The organism is Streptomyces sp. NPDC020490 (assembly GCF_044335305.1).
Classification (GTDB): Bacteria; Actinomycetota; Actinomycetes; order Streptomycetales; family Streptomycetaceae; genus Streptomyces.
Genome location: NZ_JBIRUY010000004.1, coordinates 291379 through 305681 on the forward strand (window position 1 = coordinate 291379; position 14303 = coordinate 305681).

The 14303-nt window shown below is 70.9% G+C and carries 12 protein-coding genes and 2 pseudogenes; 12 read left to right on the plus strand and 2 right to left on the minus strand.

The window, feature by feature from the left end:
* Window positions 1-8 precede the first annotated feature (8 nt).
* The 8 genes and pseudogenes from ACH4ZX_RS07715 (at window position 9) to gabT (ending at window position 8096) form a co-directional block, all read left to right on the plus strand.
* Window positions 9-197 carry a ferredoxin gene (locus ACH4ZX_RS07715; RefSeq protein ID WP_324789316.1) on the plus strand — a complete coding sequence of 63 codons (189 nt, stop codon included), beginning with the start codon at window positions 9-11 and terminating at the stop codon, window positions 195-197.
* A complete protein-coding gene (locus tag ACH4ZX_RS07720) occupies window positions 197-1426 on the plus strand; it encodes an NAD(P)/FAD-dependent oxidoreductase (RefSeq protein ID WP_398269070.1) in 1230 nt (409 codons plus the stop codon). Before ACH4ZX_RS07715 ends, ACH4ZX_RS07720 begins: the two co-directional genes overlap by 1 nt.
* A gap of 31 nt (window positions 1427-1457) precedes the next feature.
* On the plus strand, window positions 1458-2843 hold the full coding sequence (locus tag ACH4ZX_RS07725; RefSeq protein ID WP_398269073.1) for a glutamine synthetase family protein: 1386 nt from the start codon (window positions 1458-1460) through the stop codon (window positions 2841-2843).
* The gene (locus tag ACH4ZX_RS07730) at window positions 2840-3556 is read left to right on the plus strand and encodes a substrate-binding periplasmic protein (RefSeq protein ID WP_398269076.1); all 717 of its coding nucleotides are present in this window, start codon (window positions 2840-2842) and stop codon (window positions 3554-3556) included. Before ACH4ZX_RS07725 ends, ACH4ZX_RS07730 begins: the two co-directional genes overlap by 4 nt.
* Before the next feature lie 12 nt (window positions 3557-3568).
* Window positions 3569-4189, plus strand: a pseudogene (locus ACH4ZX_RS07735) (gamma-glutamyl-gamma-aminobutyrate hydrolase family protein); the annotation flags it as partial.
* A gap of 69 nt (window positions 4190-4258) precedes the next feature.
* Window positions 4259-5755, plus strand: coding sequence for an aldehyde dehydrogenase (locus ACH4ZX_RS07740; protein WP_398269153.1), 1497 nt, complete (start codon window positions 4259-4261; stop codon window positions 5753-5755).
* A complete protein-coding gene (locus tag ACH4ZX_RS07745) occupies window positions 5752-6528 on the plus strand; it encodes a gamma-glutamyl-gamma-aminobutyrate hydrolase family protein (RefSeq protein ID WP_398269079.1) in 777 nt (258 codons plus the stop codon). The genes ACH4ZX_RS07740 and ACH4ZX_RS07745 overlap by 4 nt, the downstream gene beginning before the upstream one ends.
* 191 nt (window positions 6529-6719) lie before the next feature.
* The gene (gene gabT, locus ACH4ZX_RS07750) at window positions 6720-8096 is read left to right on the plus strand and encodes a 4-aminobutyrate--2-oxoglutarate transaminase (protein ID WP_398269082.1); all 1377 of its coding nucleotides are present in this window, start codon (window positions 6720-6722) and stop codon (window positions 8094-8096) included.
* A 28-nt stretch (window positions 8097-8124) separates the two neighbouring features.
* Here gabT and ACH4ZX_RS07755 read toward each other — a convergent pair whose 3' ends face one another.
* Complete coding sequence (locus ACH4ZX_RS07755; RefSeq protein ID WP_398269084.1) at window positions 8125-9651, minus strand: PucR family transcriptional regulator; 1527 nt, start codon at window positions 9649-9651, stop codon at window positions 8125-8127.
* A gap of 436 nt (window positions 9652-10087) precedes the next feature.
* Between ACH4ZX_RS07755 and ACH4ZX_RS07760 the strand changes: the two genes are divergently transcribed.
* From ACH4ZX_RS07760 to ACH4ZX_RS07775, 4 genes and pseudogenes are all read left to right on the plus strand, one after another.
* Complete coding sequence (locus ACH4ZX_RS07760) at window positions 10088-10687, plus strand: cation transporter (protein WP_398269087.1); 600 nt, start codon at window positions 10088-10090, stop codon at window positions 10685-10687.
* A gap of 767 nt (window positions 10688-11454) precedes the next feature.
* A complete protein-coding gene (locus ACH4ZX_RS07765; RefSeq protein WP_398269090.1) occupies window positions 11455-11649 on the plus strand; it encodes a hypothetical protein in 195 nt (64 codons plus the stop codon).
* A gap of 444 nt (window positions 11650-12093) precedes the next feature.
* Entirely contained in the window at window positions 12094-12897 is an 804-nt protein-coding gene (locus tag ACH4ZX_RS07770; RefSeq protein ID WP_398269093.1) for a CAP domain-containing protein, read from the plus strand.
* Window positions 12898-12923: 26 nt separating this feature from the next.
* A pseudogene (locus ACH4ZX_RS07775) lies at window positions 12924-12992 on the plus strand (XRE family transcriptional regulator); the annotation flags it as partial.
* Window positions 12993-13150: 158 nt separating this feature from the next.
* Here the strand turns inward: ACH4ZX_RS07775 and ACH4ZX_RS07780 are convergent.
* Window positions 13151-14161 (minus strand): helix-turn-helix transcriptional regulator, encoded by a 1011-nt coding sequence (locus ACH4ZX_RS07780; RefSeq protein ID WP_398269096.1) that lies wholly within the window; start codon window positions 14159-14161, stop codon window positions 13151-13153.
* Between the last annotated feature and the right edge of the window lie 142 nt (window positions 14162-14303).

Sequence of the window (14303 nt, forward strand, 5' to 3'; positions counted from 1 at the left end):
GAGTTTCCATGAAGGTGAATGTCGACCTTTCCCTGTGCCAGGACCACGGCCAGTGCGCCATCGCCGCTCCCGAGGTCTTCCGGATGAACGACGAGGGCCGGCTCGAGTACGACGGCACGCCCGACGAAGCGATGCGGGAGTACGTCGAGGAAGCCGCCGACGTCTGCCCCGTGCAGGCAATCCTGATCGAGGGCTGATGCCGCCCCGCCAGCACGTCGCCGTCGTCGGCGCCTCGCTCGCCGGCCTCCGGGCCGCTGAACAACTGCGCGCCGCGCGCCACGACGGACCGATCACCGTGTTCGGTGCCGAGCCGCACCTGCCTTACAACCGGCCGCCGCTGTCCAAGGAGGCACTCGCGGATCCCTGGGCCGCCGAGCCGTCCGGACTCGCCGAGCGGCTGTCCTTCCGGCGCCGGGCCGGCATCGCGGACGTGGAGTTCCGGCTGGGCGACCCCGTCACCTCGGCCGACCTGGCAGCCGGGACGCTGGCCACCGAGTCGGGCCATCATGCCGCGTACGACGGACTGGTCGTGGCAACCGGCTTGCGCCCCCGTCGGCTCGTCACACCCGGCCCGGCAGCGGGCCGCCATGTGCTCCGCACCGTGGAGGACTGCCACGGGCTGCGCGCAGCCCTGCCGCGGCGCGGACCCGCCAGGGTCGTCGTGATCGGCGCCGGCTTCATCGGCTGTGAGGTCGCGGCGACGCTGAGCACCCTGGGGCACACGGTCACCGTCGTCGAGCCGGCCGGTCCGCCCATGGCGCGAGTGATCGGAGATCTGCTCGCCGTGGCCGTGCAACGCCACCACGAGGCGGCGGGGATCCGGTTCGTCCTCGGTACCGGAGTCACCGCCTTCACCGGCGACGACCACGTCACCGGCGTCGTCCTCGACAGCGGCGACACCCTCCCGGCCGACGTGGTCGTGGAGGCGGTCGGCTCGGTCTGCAACACCGAGTGGCTGGAGGGCAACGGACTCCCCCTGGACAACGGCGTCCTGACGGACAATCACCTCAAGGTCGCCGGCGCGCCCCGCGCGGTCGCCGTGGGCGACGTCGCCCGCTTCCCCAACCCGCTCTTCGACGAGGTCCCCAGACGGGTCGAGCACTGGTCCGTCCCCACCGACACCGCCAAGCGGGCCGCGGCCACCTTGGTCGCGCTGCTGGCGGGCGAACTGCCGGACGGGGTGCCGTTCGCCCCGGTCCCCTCCTTCTGGAGCGACCAACTCGGCCTTCGGCTGCAGAGCTACGGCTCCCCGGCCCTGGCCGACGAGGTCCGCGTCGAGGAAGGCGACCCGCACCACCTGCCAGGCGGCCTGCTGGCCAGGTACCACCGCGACGGGCGCCTGGTCGGCACCCTCGCCGTCAACATCGCTCCCGCCCGGCAGCGCGAACTCCGCAATGAGTTCGCCGTACTCGTCCCCACCGCCTGACGCGGTCCTACGACCAGACAGGGAAACACCTGTGAGCACAAGCGCTCTCGATCAGCACCGCCAGGAGAACGCGGCCGGCCCGCACCTCGCTGACGCCCTCGCGGAGATCAAGAAGTACGGCGTCAAGTACGTCTACTACCAGTCCGTGTCCATCACCGGCCGCGTCGTCGGCAAGGTGATGCCGGCCCGCCACCTCGAGCGGATCGCCGTCAAGGGCGTGCAACAGCACCGCACCGCGGTCGCGAACCTGCAGACCACGCGTGAGGGGCTGCTGCTCGGCGGCGGCGTGCACGCCGCCGAGTACACCGCGATCCCCGACCTGGACACCTTCGCGGTACTGCCGTGGGACACCTCCTTCGCCCGGGTGTTCTGCCGGCTCTACGAGCCCGACCACCTCAGCGACGGTGCCGGTGCGCCGTACGCCTGTGACGCCCGTGGCGTTCTCAAGCGCGTCCACAGTGAGTTCACCCAGCGCACCGGCCTGGAGATGCGCACCGGCTGCGAGCCGGAGATGACCTGGAAAGGGGAAGGGCTCCAGGCCCGGTTCCGGCCCGGATCGAGCCCGGCGTACCACATCGAGCACCTCGAGCGGAACCGGCAGATCGTGAAGAAGGTGATCGACTACGCCGAGGCACTCGGCCTCGACATGATCGAGGGCGACTACGAGGACGAGTTCCAGATCGAGCTCAACTTCATGTACGACCACGCCGACCTGACCGCGGACCGGCTCATCACCTACCGCCAGGTCTGCAAGCAGGTCGCCCGCGAGCTCGACATCGAGGCGAGCTTCATGCCCAAGCCGGCCACCGGGATGATGGGCAACGGCTGCCACCACAACTTCAGTCTCTGGCGCGACGGCGTCAACGTGCTGGAGGACCCCGGAGTCACCGAGCTGAACCTCTCCCAGGAAGGACGGCACGCCCTCGGCGGCCTTCTCCTCCACTCGGCCGGCGCAATGCTGATCAACGGCTCGACGGTCAACTCCTACAAGCGCTACTGGGACGCCGGCCAGTTCGCACCCTCGAAGATCAACTGGGGCATGGACAACAAGACCTGCACCGTCCGGCTCTCCGCGAACGGACGCCTGGAGTACAAGCTGCCCGACGCCGCGGTGAACCCCTACCTCTCCCACGCCGTCATGATCGCAGCCTGCGAGGACGGCCTGAAGAACGCCACCGACCCCGGCGAACCCGACCAGGGCTCCTCGTACGAGGGCACACAGGACGCCCGCTTCCCCGAACTGCCGATGACCCTGGGCGACGCCATCACCGCCTTCCGCCGGGACACGGTGATCACCTCCGCGCTCGGCGAGGAACTGTCCACGCTCCTGGTCGACTACCACGCCGACGAGTGGGCCCGGTTCTGCGGCCATGTCACCGACTGGGAGCGCTCGACCTACTGGGACGACGCCCCGTGAGCGCCGCGACACCGTTGCGGCTGGCCTGCCTGGATGCCGAGGCGCCCCCGCTGTTCACGTTGTGGTCCGCCGAACACGGCCGCCTCGGCTTCGAGCCCGCCGTGGCCGGGATCCTGGCCGCCGAACTCGGCCGGCCGGTCGAGTGGGTCCGCGTGCCGTGGGACCGGATGATCCCGGCCGTGCAGGCGCACGCCGCGGACGCGGTGCTGTGCGGGCAGGGCATCACCCCGGCACGTCAGGCTCAGGTCGACTTCACCCGGCCGTACGCCGTCTTCCACGAGGGCGTGCTGGTCCGCCGCGGCTCGGGCATCGCCTCGGCCCAGGACCTCGCCGGACGGCGAGTGGCCGCCATCGACGGCAGTACGAACATGGCGCTGGCCGAGACGTTCGACGGCGCCGTCCTGGTCGGGTTCGGGTCCGACGGCTCCGACGACGTGTACGCCGACATGCTCGCCGCGCTCGAGGCCGGGGACGTGGACGCCGTCGTCGACGACGACGTCGTGTTCGTTCCCCTGGGGGAGAACGACCCGCGGTTCCAGCTCGCCTTCACCGTCCGCACGGGCAACCGCTGGGGCATCGGGGTGGCCAAGGACCGTCCCGAGCTGCACGCGGAGCTGGACGCCGCCCTCGCCCGGGTGATCGAGGACGGGCGCCATCGAGCGGCATGGGACGAGTGGCTGCCCAGCCTCGACTATCCCTTCGGGGAGGCCTGAGTGCGCCCCCTGGTGGCGGTCATCGGCCGCCGCGCCGAGTCCGTGCCCATCCTGCGCTTCAGCGCGACGCTCGCCGCCGAGGCGATCTGCGAGGCGGTGTACGCCGCGGGCGGTGAACCGGTGGTGCTGCACGGACCCGCGGCCGATCCGGCGTACGGGCTCGTGGAGCGGCTCGAGAGGTTCGGCGGCGTCCTGATGCCGGGCGGCGCCGACCTGGGACCGGAGCGCTACGGCCGGCGCCCACTGCCGGAGACGGTCGACGTGGTCGACTTCCAGGACGACCTCGACCTGGCGACGGCCCGCGCCGTGACAGCCGCGCGACTGCCGACGCTGGCGATCTGCCGGGGGATGCAGGTGCTGAACGTCGCCCTCGGCGGCACCCTGCACCAGCACCTGCCGGAGACCACCGTCGGTCACCGCGACGGCGTGCACGAGGTGCACGTGGTGCACGGCTCCCGCCTGCACGGCGTGGTCGGCTGCGAGCGGGTGCCGGTGTCGTCGTACCACCACCAGGCGGTCGACGTACTCGCCGCCGGCCTCGTGGTGACCGCGACCGCGGCGGACGGCGTCATCGAGGCCGTCGAGCACCGCGACGCCGACATCCTCGCCGTCCAGTGGCATCCCGAAGACCTGCACACGAGTTCCGCCTCGGACGCGGCCCTCTTCACCGACCTGGTCGAGCGTGCTCAGAAAGGACCACCGATGACCGCGACGCCCGACCGAGGCGCACTCGAGAAACGCGCCGCCGAACTCACCCTGCCGAACCGGCTGTTCATCGACGGCAGGTTCGTCGACGCCGCGAGCGGGGCGACCTTCGCCTGCGTCTCACCGCGCAACGGCACGGTGATCGCCGAAGTGGCCGAAGGGGACGCCACCGACATCGACCGTGCGGTGTCCGCCGCCCGAGCCGCCTTCGAGGACGGCCGCTGGGCACGCCGGCCACCGCGCGAACGCCGCATCGTCCTGCAGCGCCTGGCCCGGCTCGTCGAGGAACACGCCGAGGAGCTGGCGCTCATCGAGGCGATCGACATGGGCAAACCGTTCACCGACGCGCTCGCCGTCGACCTCCGGGTCACCGTCCAGACCCTCGACTTCTACGCGGAGGCGATCGACAAGACCTACGACGAGGTCGCACCGACGGCCGAGGACGTACTGGCCACCATCACCCGCGAGCCCCTGGGCGTCGTCGCCGCGGTGGTGCCCTGGAACTTCCCCCTGATGATGGCCGTCTGGAAAGTCGCCCCGGCCCTGGCGGTCGGCAACTCGGTGGTCGTGAAACCGGCCGAGCAGTCCCCGCTGACCGCACTGCGACTGGCCGAACTGGCGGCCGAGGCCGGCCTCCCCGCCGGCGTCCTCAACGTCGTCCCCGGCCTCGGGCCGACCGCCGGCCGCGCCATCGGCGTGCACCTGGACGTCGACGCCGTCGCATTCACCGGTTCCGGGTCCGTCGGCCGCCGCTTCCTGCAGTACGCCGCCGAGTCGAACATCAAGCAGGTCTCCCTGGAACTCGGCGGCAAGTCACCTCAGATCGTGCTGCCCGACGCCCCCGACCTCGACCGGGTCGCCGAAGCGATCGCCACCGGCATCTTCTTCAACCAGGGCGAGGTGTGCACCGGCGGCTCCCGCATGCTCGTACACCGATCCATCAAGGACGAACTGCTGGAGAAGGTGCTGGAGGCCTCCCGCCGCAAGCGGGTCGGCGACCCGCTCGAGCCGGGTGTCGACATCGGCGCGCTCGTGGAGTCCGAGCACATGAACCGGGTGCTCGGCTACATCGACATCGGCCGCGAAGAAGGCGCCCGCACCGTCCTCGGCGGCGGAAGGGTCCTCACCGAGAGCGGCGGCTACTTCGTCGAACCCACCGTGTTCGACCAGGTCGACCCGCACATGCGGATCGCGCAGGAGGAGATCTTCGGCCCGGTGCTGTCGGTCATCGAGTTCGACTCGGTGGACGAGGCGGTCCGGATCGCCAACGGCACGCCCTACGGGCTCGCCGCCGCGCTGTGGACCACCGACCTCTCCACCGCCCACCGCGTCTCCCGGCGCCTGCGCGCCGGCACGGTCTGGGTCAACTGCTACGACGACAGCGACATCACGGTCCCCTTCGGCGGCTACGGCCAATCGGGCTTCGGACGCGACAAGTCCCTCCACGCACTCGACAAGTACGCACACCTCAAGAGCACCTGGATCAAACTATGACGCCGGTCGTCCGCATCGAGGAGGTGACGCCGGCCCGGCCTCTGCCGGAGCATCCCGTGGCGCATGTCGCGGTACTGGTGTCCCTCAATTTCCCGGGCCTCGACGAACAGGTCGCGGGACTGGTCCGCCGCTTCACCCGGGTCGCGCTGGAGACACTGGTGCGGCTCGGCGCCTCGTACACGTTGCTGGACACCTCGACGCCGCTGCCGGACCCCGAAGCGGCGGCCCGGTTCGACGGTCTGCTCCTGCTCGGGGGCGGTGACATCGACGGCGGATGCTACGGCTCTTCCCTGATCGATGTCCCGCACTCCTATGGCGTGGACGCCCGCGCCGATCGCGACGCCCTCAGGGCGATCGCGGCGACCGAGAAGGCCGGCCGGCCGATACTCGGCATCTGCCGTGGCTCCCAGCTGCTCAATGTCCACCGCGGCGGCACGATCATCCCCGACATCGAGGAGTTCACCCTGCACCGCGGCGGCGAGGGGCGACCGGTGTTCCTCGACGAGAAGATCCGGCTCGTGCCCAGCACTCGCCTGCACGGCATCATGGGCGTCGACAGCCTCGTCGGCCGCTCCGGCCACCACCAGGCCGTGGACAAGCTCGGCTCCGGGCTGGTCCTCGCCGCGGTCGCTCAGGACGGCATCGTCGAGGGCATCGAGGATCCCGAGCGCTGGCTGATCGGCGTGCAGTGGCATCCGGAGGACGACGACGGCCCGGAAGCGGACCGCCTGCGGCTCTTCGGCGGCTTCGTCGAGGCCTGCGCCACCGGTTGAGGCCGGCGAGGGCGAGCGGATCGCGGTGCGGGCGCGGAAGCGTGGCCGGGGCGGGGTCTGCCCCGGCGTCGAAACACTCGACGAGTTGTCCCGGGCTCGCCGCAGCGGCACTCCGATCGGTCCATGGCTCCGGCCGTGGGCCGGTGTTCGGCTGAGACGCCCAACCCCTCGACAACCCCGGAGGACGTACCGTGCCCGGAGCCACCCGGCCGGTCGGCGGTCCACAACTCGCGCAGATCCGGCGGGTCGTGAGCGAGATCCCCGGCCCGCGCTCACGTGAACTGCTGGCCCGTCAACGCACGCTGGTACCGGCCGGCGTCGGTGCGACGCTGCCCGTGTTCGTCGAGGCGGCCGGAGGCGGAGTGATCGTCGACGCGGACGGAAACTCCTTCATCGACTTCGGCAGCGGGATCGCCGTGACCACGGTCGGCAACTCGGCGCCGGCCGTGGCCGGGCGGGCTGCGGCGCAGTTGAGCCGGTTCACCCACACCTGCTTCCTGGTGAACCCCTACGAGTCGTACCTCGACGTGTGCGAAAAGCTGAACACGCTCGCTCCCATCCCTGGTGACAAGCGCACCATTCTGGTGAACTCGGGCGCCGAAGCCGTGGAGAACGCCGTCAAGATCGCGCGTGCCGCCACCGGCCGCCCGGGCATCGTCGTCTTCGACCATGCCTTCCACGGCCGCACGCTGCTCACCATGACCCTCACCGCGAAGAACAAGCCTTACAAGCAGGGCTTCGGCCCGTTCGCTCCGGAGGTCCACCGGGCGCCGATGGCCTATCCGTACCGCTGGCCCACCGGCCCCGAGAACTGCGCCGAGGAGGCCGCGCAGGCTCTTGCGGACCTGCTGGACAGGCAGGTGGGCGCGGACAACGTCGCCGCCGTCCTGATGGAGCCGATCCAGGGCGAGGGCGGCTTCGTGGTTCCGGCGCCCGGCTTCCTGACGCGGGTCGCGGCGATCTGCCGCGACCGCGGCATCCTGCTGATCGTCGACGAGGTCCAGGCCGGTATGGCCCGCACCGGACGCATGTTCGCCTGTGAGTACGAAGGTGTCCAGCCCGATCTGATCACCACGGCGAAGGGGCTCGCGGGCGGGCTTCCGCTGGGAGCGGTGACCGGCCACGCCGAGCTGATGGACGCCGTTCCGGCCGGCGGACTGGGCGGCACCTACAGCGGCAACCCCGTGGCCTGCGAAGCCGCTCTGGGCGTCTTCGAGGAGATCGAGAAGCACGATCTGCTGGAGCGCGCCCTGGAGATCGGGGACACCATGCTGGAGCACCTGAGCGCACTCGCCGACACCCACAAGGTGATCGGCGACGTGCGGGGCCGGGGCGCGATGGTGGCCATCGAACTGGTCGAGCAGCACGGCGACCGGGTCCCGGCGCCCGACCTCACCGCCCGCATCACCCGGCGCTGCCATGAGAACGGGCTGCTGGTTCTGACCGCCGGGAGCTACGGCAACGTCCTGCCCTTCCTGCCGCCGCTGTCCATACCCGACGCCCTGCTGGAGGAAGGTCTGACCATCCTGAGCGAGGCCGTCGCACAGGAAGCGGCGGCCGCCGCATGACCGGTCCGGCCGCCGGTGAGCCGGGGACTCACCGGCGGCCGGATCCCTGCCACACCGTCAGCGCCAGCAAGAGCTCCGCCCGGACATGGGCGGATTCCAGGTCCGCGGCGACCAACGTCCGAACGCGTGTCATACGGGCGCGCAACGTGTGCCGGTGCACACTCAGATGGGCGGAGGCCGCCTCCCACTGACCGTTGTGCTCCAGGAAGGCCCGCAGGGAAGCGAGCAGTTCGGTGTCGTTGGCGTCGTCGTACTCGGCCAGCGGACCCAGCCGGGCGACGGACAGGGATTCCAGGACCGCCCGCGTCTGCGGCGTCGTGACCAGAACCTGACCGGCGAGGGACGCGAAGTGCACCACGTCCGCACCGCCCCGTGCCCGGGCGGCCGACAGAGCGCTGAGGGCCTCACGCAGGGCCGCGGGCCCGTCCCCCAGCTCATGCACCGCGCTGAGCCCGGCAGCCGGACACGCCTCCCGCCGGCCGGCGAGTTCGCTCACGACGGCCTGGGCCGTCGCCGCGTGGCCGGCCGGCAGCAGCAGCACGGCCACGCCGTCGAGCACAGCTCCGAACAGCGGCAGTCCCCGCTCCTCCAGGGCCTCGCCCACCGCCGTGAGTGTCCCTCGCGGACTGCCGTCCTGCAGCGCCAGGACGCGGACACCGTCACGGATCGGGAATCCGGCCTCGACCAGGTGGTCCCGGGCGGCCTGAGACGCGATGGTTCCCTCCAGCAGCAGCCGCAGGATCGTGCCGTTCAAGCGGCGCTGTTCGTCGCGCACCCGCAGCGGCTTCTCCGCCTCCAGGGCGACCAGGGAGGCCGCGTGGCCGAGCAGAAGGTGGTCCACCGCGGTCAGCGGCCGGTCGGCGACCAGGACCAGACGCCCGTGCGCGCGGGGACCCACCTGTACCTGCTGGACGGCGACCACACCGTCGGGTCCGCTGCTGACCGAAGCGGCTGCCCGGACAGCCGGACCCTGTGCGGTGACCTCGTCGAGGTCCGGCACCGGTGCGTCCGGCGGATGACAGGCCCGTACCCGCCCTTCGGAATCCAGGAAGGCCACATGTGTGCGCGAGGAGACGGCCAGTTCCCTCACCACCGCCTGCGCGCCGCCCGCCAGCGCGGCCCGGGTCATCCGCGGCTGGACGCGAGATGCCTGGACCACCCCTTCGTACTGCTGCTCGGCCAGCCTCTCCATGACGGCCTTGGTGACGGCCACGAACGGCGTGCGCAGCGGTACCTCCAGCAGCGGCAGCCCAGCCTCCTCGGCAGCCTCGATCAGCTCGGCCGGCACCCGGCCGTGGGAGAGGCCGACGCCGAAGCCGACCGCGGCGACACCGGCGTCGGCCAGCCGCCGGACGTAGTCGTGACGGGCCTGGGGATCCTCCGGCAGGCGCAGGCCCGTGGTGAGCACCAGCTCGCCGCCCCCGAGCCACGGGCTCGGATCAGCGAGTTCGATGCTGTGCGCCCAGGTCACCTCACGGTCCTGGTGACGTGTCCCGGCGAGGACCTTGAGACGCAGTTCGGGACGCCGCAGCAGCCAGCCGAGAGGGACACTCATGCGCACACCACCAGGACCTACGTTCGAGAACACGTCTGCTGCGGACGGCTCAGCGTGCCACAGCGAACGTGAAGCCGTAGGACCTGCCCCTGGCATCCCGTGCGCGCAGACGCATCCGCCCACGCGCGTCGCGCCGGGCACCGGTCCTCCTGTGACGGCGAGTGCACGATCAGCGACCCGCCCTTCGCGTGGCGGTCCAGGACCATTCCCATGCTTCTCCGACCTTCTCCGGCCTTCTCCGGCCTTCTCCGGCCTTCGTGCGCACGAAAGAGCCCTGCGAGCCGCCCACGGCTGGCTCTCGGCACGAGGACGGACAGCACTTGTTCACCGGTTCGGGAGGCAATCAGCTGAGGACGCTGTTCGAACTCTTCAGGACGTCTGACAGCACTGCCCGGGACGTGTTCCAGGCCGCAGGCGGGTCTGGGAGGATCTCGCGGTGACCGGAACTGATGACACCGTCCGCCGGACGCTTCTCCGCCGCGGCTTCGCTCTTGAGTACGCCACCCTCGGCTGGAACGTGATCGGCATCGTGGTGCTTGCCCTCGCGGCGATCTCGGCGAGGTCGGTGGCGCTGGCCGGGTTCGGCCTGGACTCCCTGATCGAGATCGGCGCCTCCACCGTAGTGATCTGGGAGCTGTCCGGTACCGGAGAGGACCGCCGGCGCCGTGCGCTGAGGCTGATCGGTTTCGGCTTCGGGCTACTGGCGGTGTACCTGCTGGTGCAGTCCACCTGGGTACTGGCCGGCGGCTTCCAGCCCCACCACTCGCCACTCGGCATTGGCTGGACGGCGGTGACGGCCGCGGTCATGTTCGCGCTCGCCGCCGGCAAGGCACGCACCGGCACCGCGCTGGACAACCCGGTGCTGAAGACGGAGGGCCGAGTCACCCTGATCGACGGTCTGCTGGCCGCCGCCGTGTTGCTGGGTCTCGTACTGAACTCGCTGGCCGGCCTGTGGTGGGCTGACCCGGCCGCTGGGTACGTGCTGGTCTACTACGCGCTGCGCGAGGTCAGGGAGATCTTCTTCGGCGGGCACTGAAGGCGAGGGTGTCGCCGATGCCGTCGCCGGACGCGCCCAGGTCGACGACGGTGTCGGTTGCGGCGTGCTCGATCACCCGGGGTTCTCCCCGGGGTGCCGTCCGGGGCCGGCATGCGGCCCGCCCGGAGGTGGTGTGGTCCGTGGGCCGGGGCCGGATCACCAGCCGCACTCGGCGCGCCGGTCGCAGCGCGGCGCGACCGCGTCCGGGCCGAGGAGGGCCGCGCGGCCTGGCGAACCCTCGGCAGATGATCGTGTCCATCCCAGGTCCCCGACAGAGTTGAGCTGAGGGGCTACCCGGGCGGCCAGGGGTGGGCGTCGAGCCAGTCGCGCAGGACACCGTGCCGGAACTGGTACGCGGATCCCGTGTGCCGGAGCAGGCCTGCCCGGACGGACCAGTCCAGGAAGCGCCCCAGGCGCGGCGGGAGGATCGACGGCGCGCAGAGCCGGAAGAAGCCCTGCCTGGCCCTGCGCCGGTGCCAGCCGTATGCCTTGACCAGATGGTCCGTCAGGAGGTCGGCGAGCGGGGTGGAGCGCGGGTACCCGGCTACGCGGACGCACGGGAGGCGTCCGAGCGAATCCCGGGGGCGGGCTGAGGTCCCTCAGGCGTCCTTCGCGTTCGTAGTACTGCTGGGCGGCGGCGTAGTTGAGGGCCCATTTGTCGGCCTGTGCGCGGTGCGGGGTCGGTTTCTCCTTCCCGGCCGCGCGCCGGATGCCGAGAGCGTGTTCGCACATCCACTGCCGGACGATCCTGTGCAGGCGGCGCGGCGATGATCATTTCGGCGGTCGAGGCGATGGTGAAGGGCCGGCTGAGCCGACGGCCCGGCGAGCCGGAGACGTCCCGGGTCGAATGGTCCGGCGTCTACACCCCGGCCGGCGTCGGCGATGAGGAGGCCGTGGCGCTCTTCCAGGGCATCCGCGCCGACGGCCTCGACGCGCTCCTGCGCACGGTCACCGCCGCCTGATTACACCCCCCCTGGGATGCCGGACGCCGGTTGCGGGGAAAGGCGGTGACTTCCCTCACGTGCCCGTTCCTTGTCAACGTGCCCGGATAGTAGGTGGCGTGTGGGCGACATAGATGGATCTGGCGCACTGAAGCGGGCATACGCGGCACCTCGGCCGGGGTCACCGGCTGGTCACGAGCTCCGAGCCGTCGAACCATCTCCTCCGTCCTTCTGACGGAGTGTGAACCGCCGTCGGCGTCCGGTGCGGCGGCTCGGCACAATCCCGGGCCGGATTCAAGGGTGTCCCTTCCGTACTAGGCGAGGTAGTGGAAGCCCTCGTTGCCGTGTGCTCACGCGGCTTTTAACAATGACGGCTCCGCAAGGCGTCCCCGCAGGTCAAGCCCAGTGTCTGGGCGATACCGAGCCTGCCGGAGGCGCAAGGAGAGTCGACCGAACGAGGTCCGTATGAGGAACCACCGGAAGCACCGCAGGAAGACGCGCCGCCGGCCCATAGCCGTCGCCGTCCTGGCGATGGGCGCGGTGGCGGTGCCGTCGGCCGCCATGGCGTGCATGGGCGACCTAGGAGCCGAGGCCGTCACCGCCACCTCCAGCGGTTCCTGGACGGACGGGTGGAAGGCGTCCTGGGGCGGACACCGGGGGCGGGACGTCCGGACCGCGAAGCCCACGACGACGGCCTCGCCGACGACCTCTCCCGGGACTGCGGCGCCCACCCCGGAGAAGCCCAAGACGCCCGTCTCGAAGACGCACCCGCCCGCCCCGACGAGGAGCATCGCCCCGTCGAAGCCGACCACCGCGCCCCCCGCGACGACAACCGCCGCACCGAAGCCGTCCGCGACCACGGCCCCCGCCGCCGGCCCGGAGACTCCCGCGTCCGCCGCGGTCGCCCGGGTGGTCGCCCTGGTCAACAACGAGCGCGCCAAGGCCGGTTGCTCCCCGGTCACCCTGAACGCGAAGCTTTCACAGGCCGCCCAGGCCCACAGCGCGGACATGGCGAGCCACAACACCATGTCGCACACCGGCTCCGACGGGTCCGACCCGGGACAGCGGATCACGCGCGCGGGCTACCTCTGGAGCACCTACGGCGAGAACGTCGCGTACGGGTACTCCACGCCCGAGCAGGTCATGGCGGGCTGGATGGCCAGCGCCGGCCACAAGCGCAACATCCTGGACTGCGACTTCAAGGAGATCGGAGTGGGGGTGGCGCAGCCCGGCAACTACTGGACGCAGGACTTCGGCACGGCCCGATGACGCTCACGGGGCCCGCCGACCATCACGGCCGCCGCACCGGCAGCCTGGAAGAGGTCCGGATGACCGACATCGAGCACCTGGAGTTCGACCTGTAGCTGCTGCCTTCTCCAGATGCGAGGCCCGAACCAGCCGGTCCGGGCCTCGCTCGCGTTTCGGCACCTTTGAGGCGAGCGCCGCCAGTGAAGCTGGTGAAGGCGCACGACCCGGGCGGGGTGGTCACATGGTCGGCCGGACACCTCCTGGGTGTGCCATCTCATGACATTGGTTCGTCGCGGTCGGGCCCGGCGGCGTAGGACGTGAGGCGATCGGCGAGCGCGATGACGAGGTCGCGGAGTTCATCGGGGCGCTCGATGACGAACGGCCGGTCGAGTGAGGCGAGTACCGGGGGCAACCAGTCGAGCCGCTCCGCCCGCAGCTCGACGCGCAGCCAGCGCTCGGCCGCGCGGTCCTCGCCGGCCGCGGACTCGTGCTCCTCCAGGCTCGCGACGCCGGCCGGAAGGTGGGCGCGGATCTGCTCAACTGTCCCGTGGATCCGCAAGGTCACCTCATGCTGGTACTCGGCCGTGGCCAACCCTGACAACACGCGCTGTTCCGGACCGGGACCCACTGGCGCTTCGAATGAGCCGGGCAGGGTCCGCGCGTCTGCGATGCGATCGAGCCGGAAGGTTCGGTCCTCGACGATCTGGGCGTCCTTGCCCGTGACGTACCACCGGCCCGCATGGGCGACGATGCCGTACGCGTGCAGCGTGCGTTCGCTGCGCCGTCCGTCACGGTCGGTGTAGCGGATCGAGACCGGCCGGTGGTGGCGCACCGCATCGGCGATCGTGAGCAGGACCCCGGCGTCCGGGGTGTCGAACTCGCCGGGCTGATCCGTGAAGGCGAGAGCTTCCAGGAGTGTCTCGAGCCGATGGGCGATGTGCTTGGGCAGCACCCGCCGGATCTTCGCCGACGCCGTCTCGCTTGCCGTGCGCTCCGTCGTCGTCAACCCTGCTCGGCGGCCCGCGACCAGGCCGAGCAGCACGGCCAGCGCCTCGTCGTCGCTGAGCATGAGCGGAGGCAGACGGTACCCGGGAGCCAGCCGGTACCCGCCGTAGCGGCCGCGCACCGATTCCACGGGCACGTCGAGGTCGATCAGCTGGTCCACATACCGGCGCACGGTGCGCCCTTCGACGCCGAGCCGGCCGGCGAGTTCGGCCACCGTCCGGGTGCCGCCCGACTGCAGCAGTTCCAGGAGTGTCAGCACGCGGCCGGTTGGTCGAGGCATGTTGGCAGCCTAACGCGAATACAGGACCGATTCTGTCCGCTATTTCTCCTAGACGAGTAAGTCCTATGTCCTGGGCTGACGATCAGGCGTGAACAGAGGGTGTTCAAGATCATGTTGTGACGCAAGATCTGAACACCCTCTT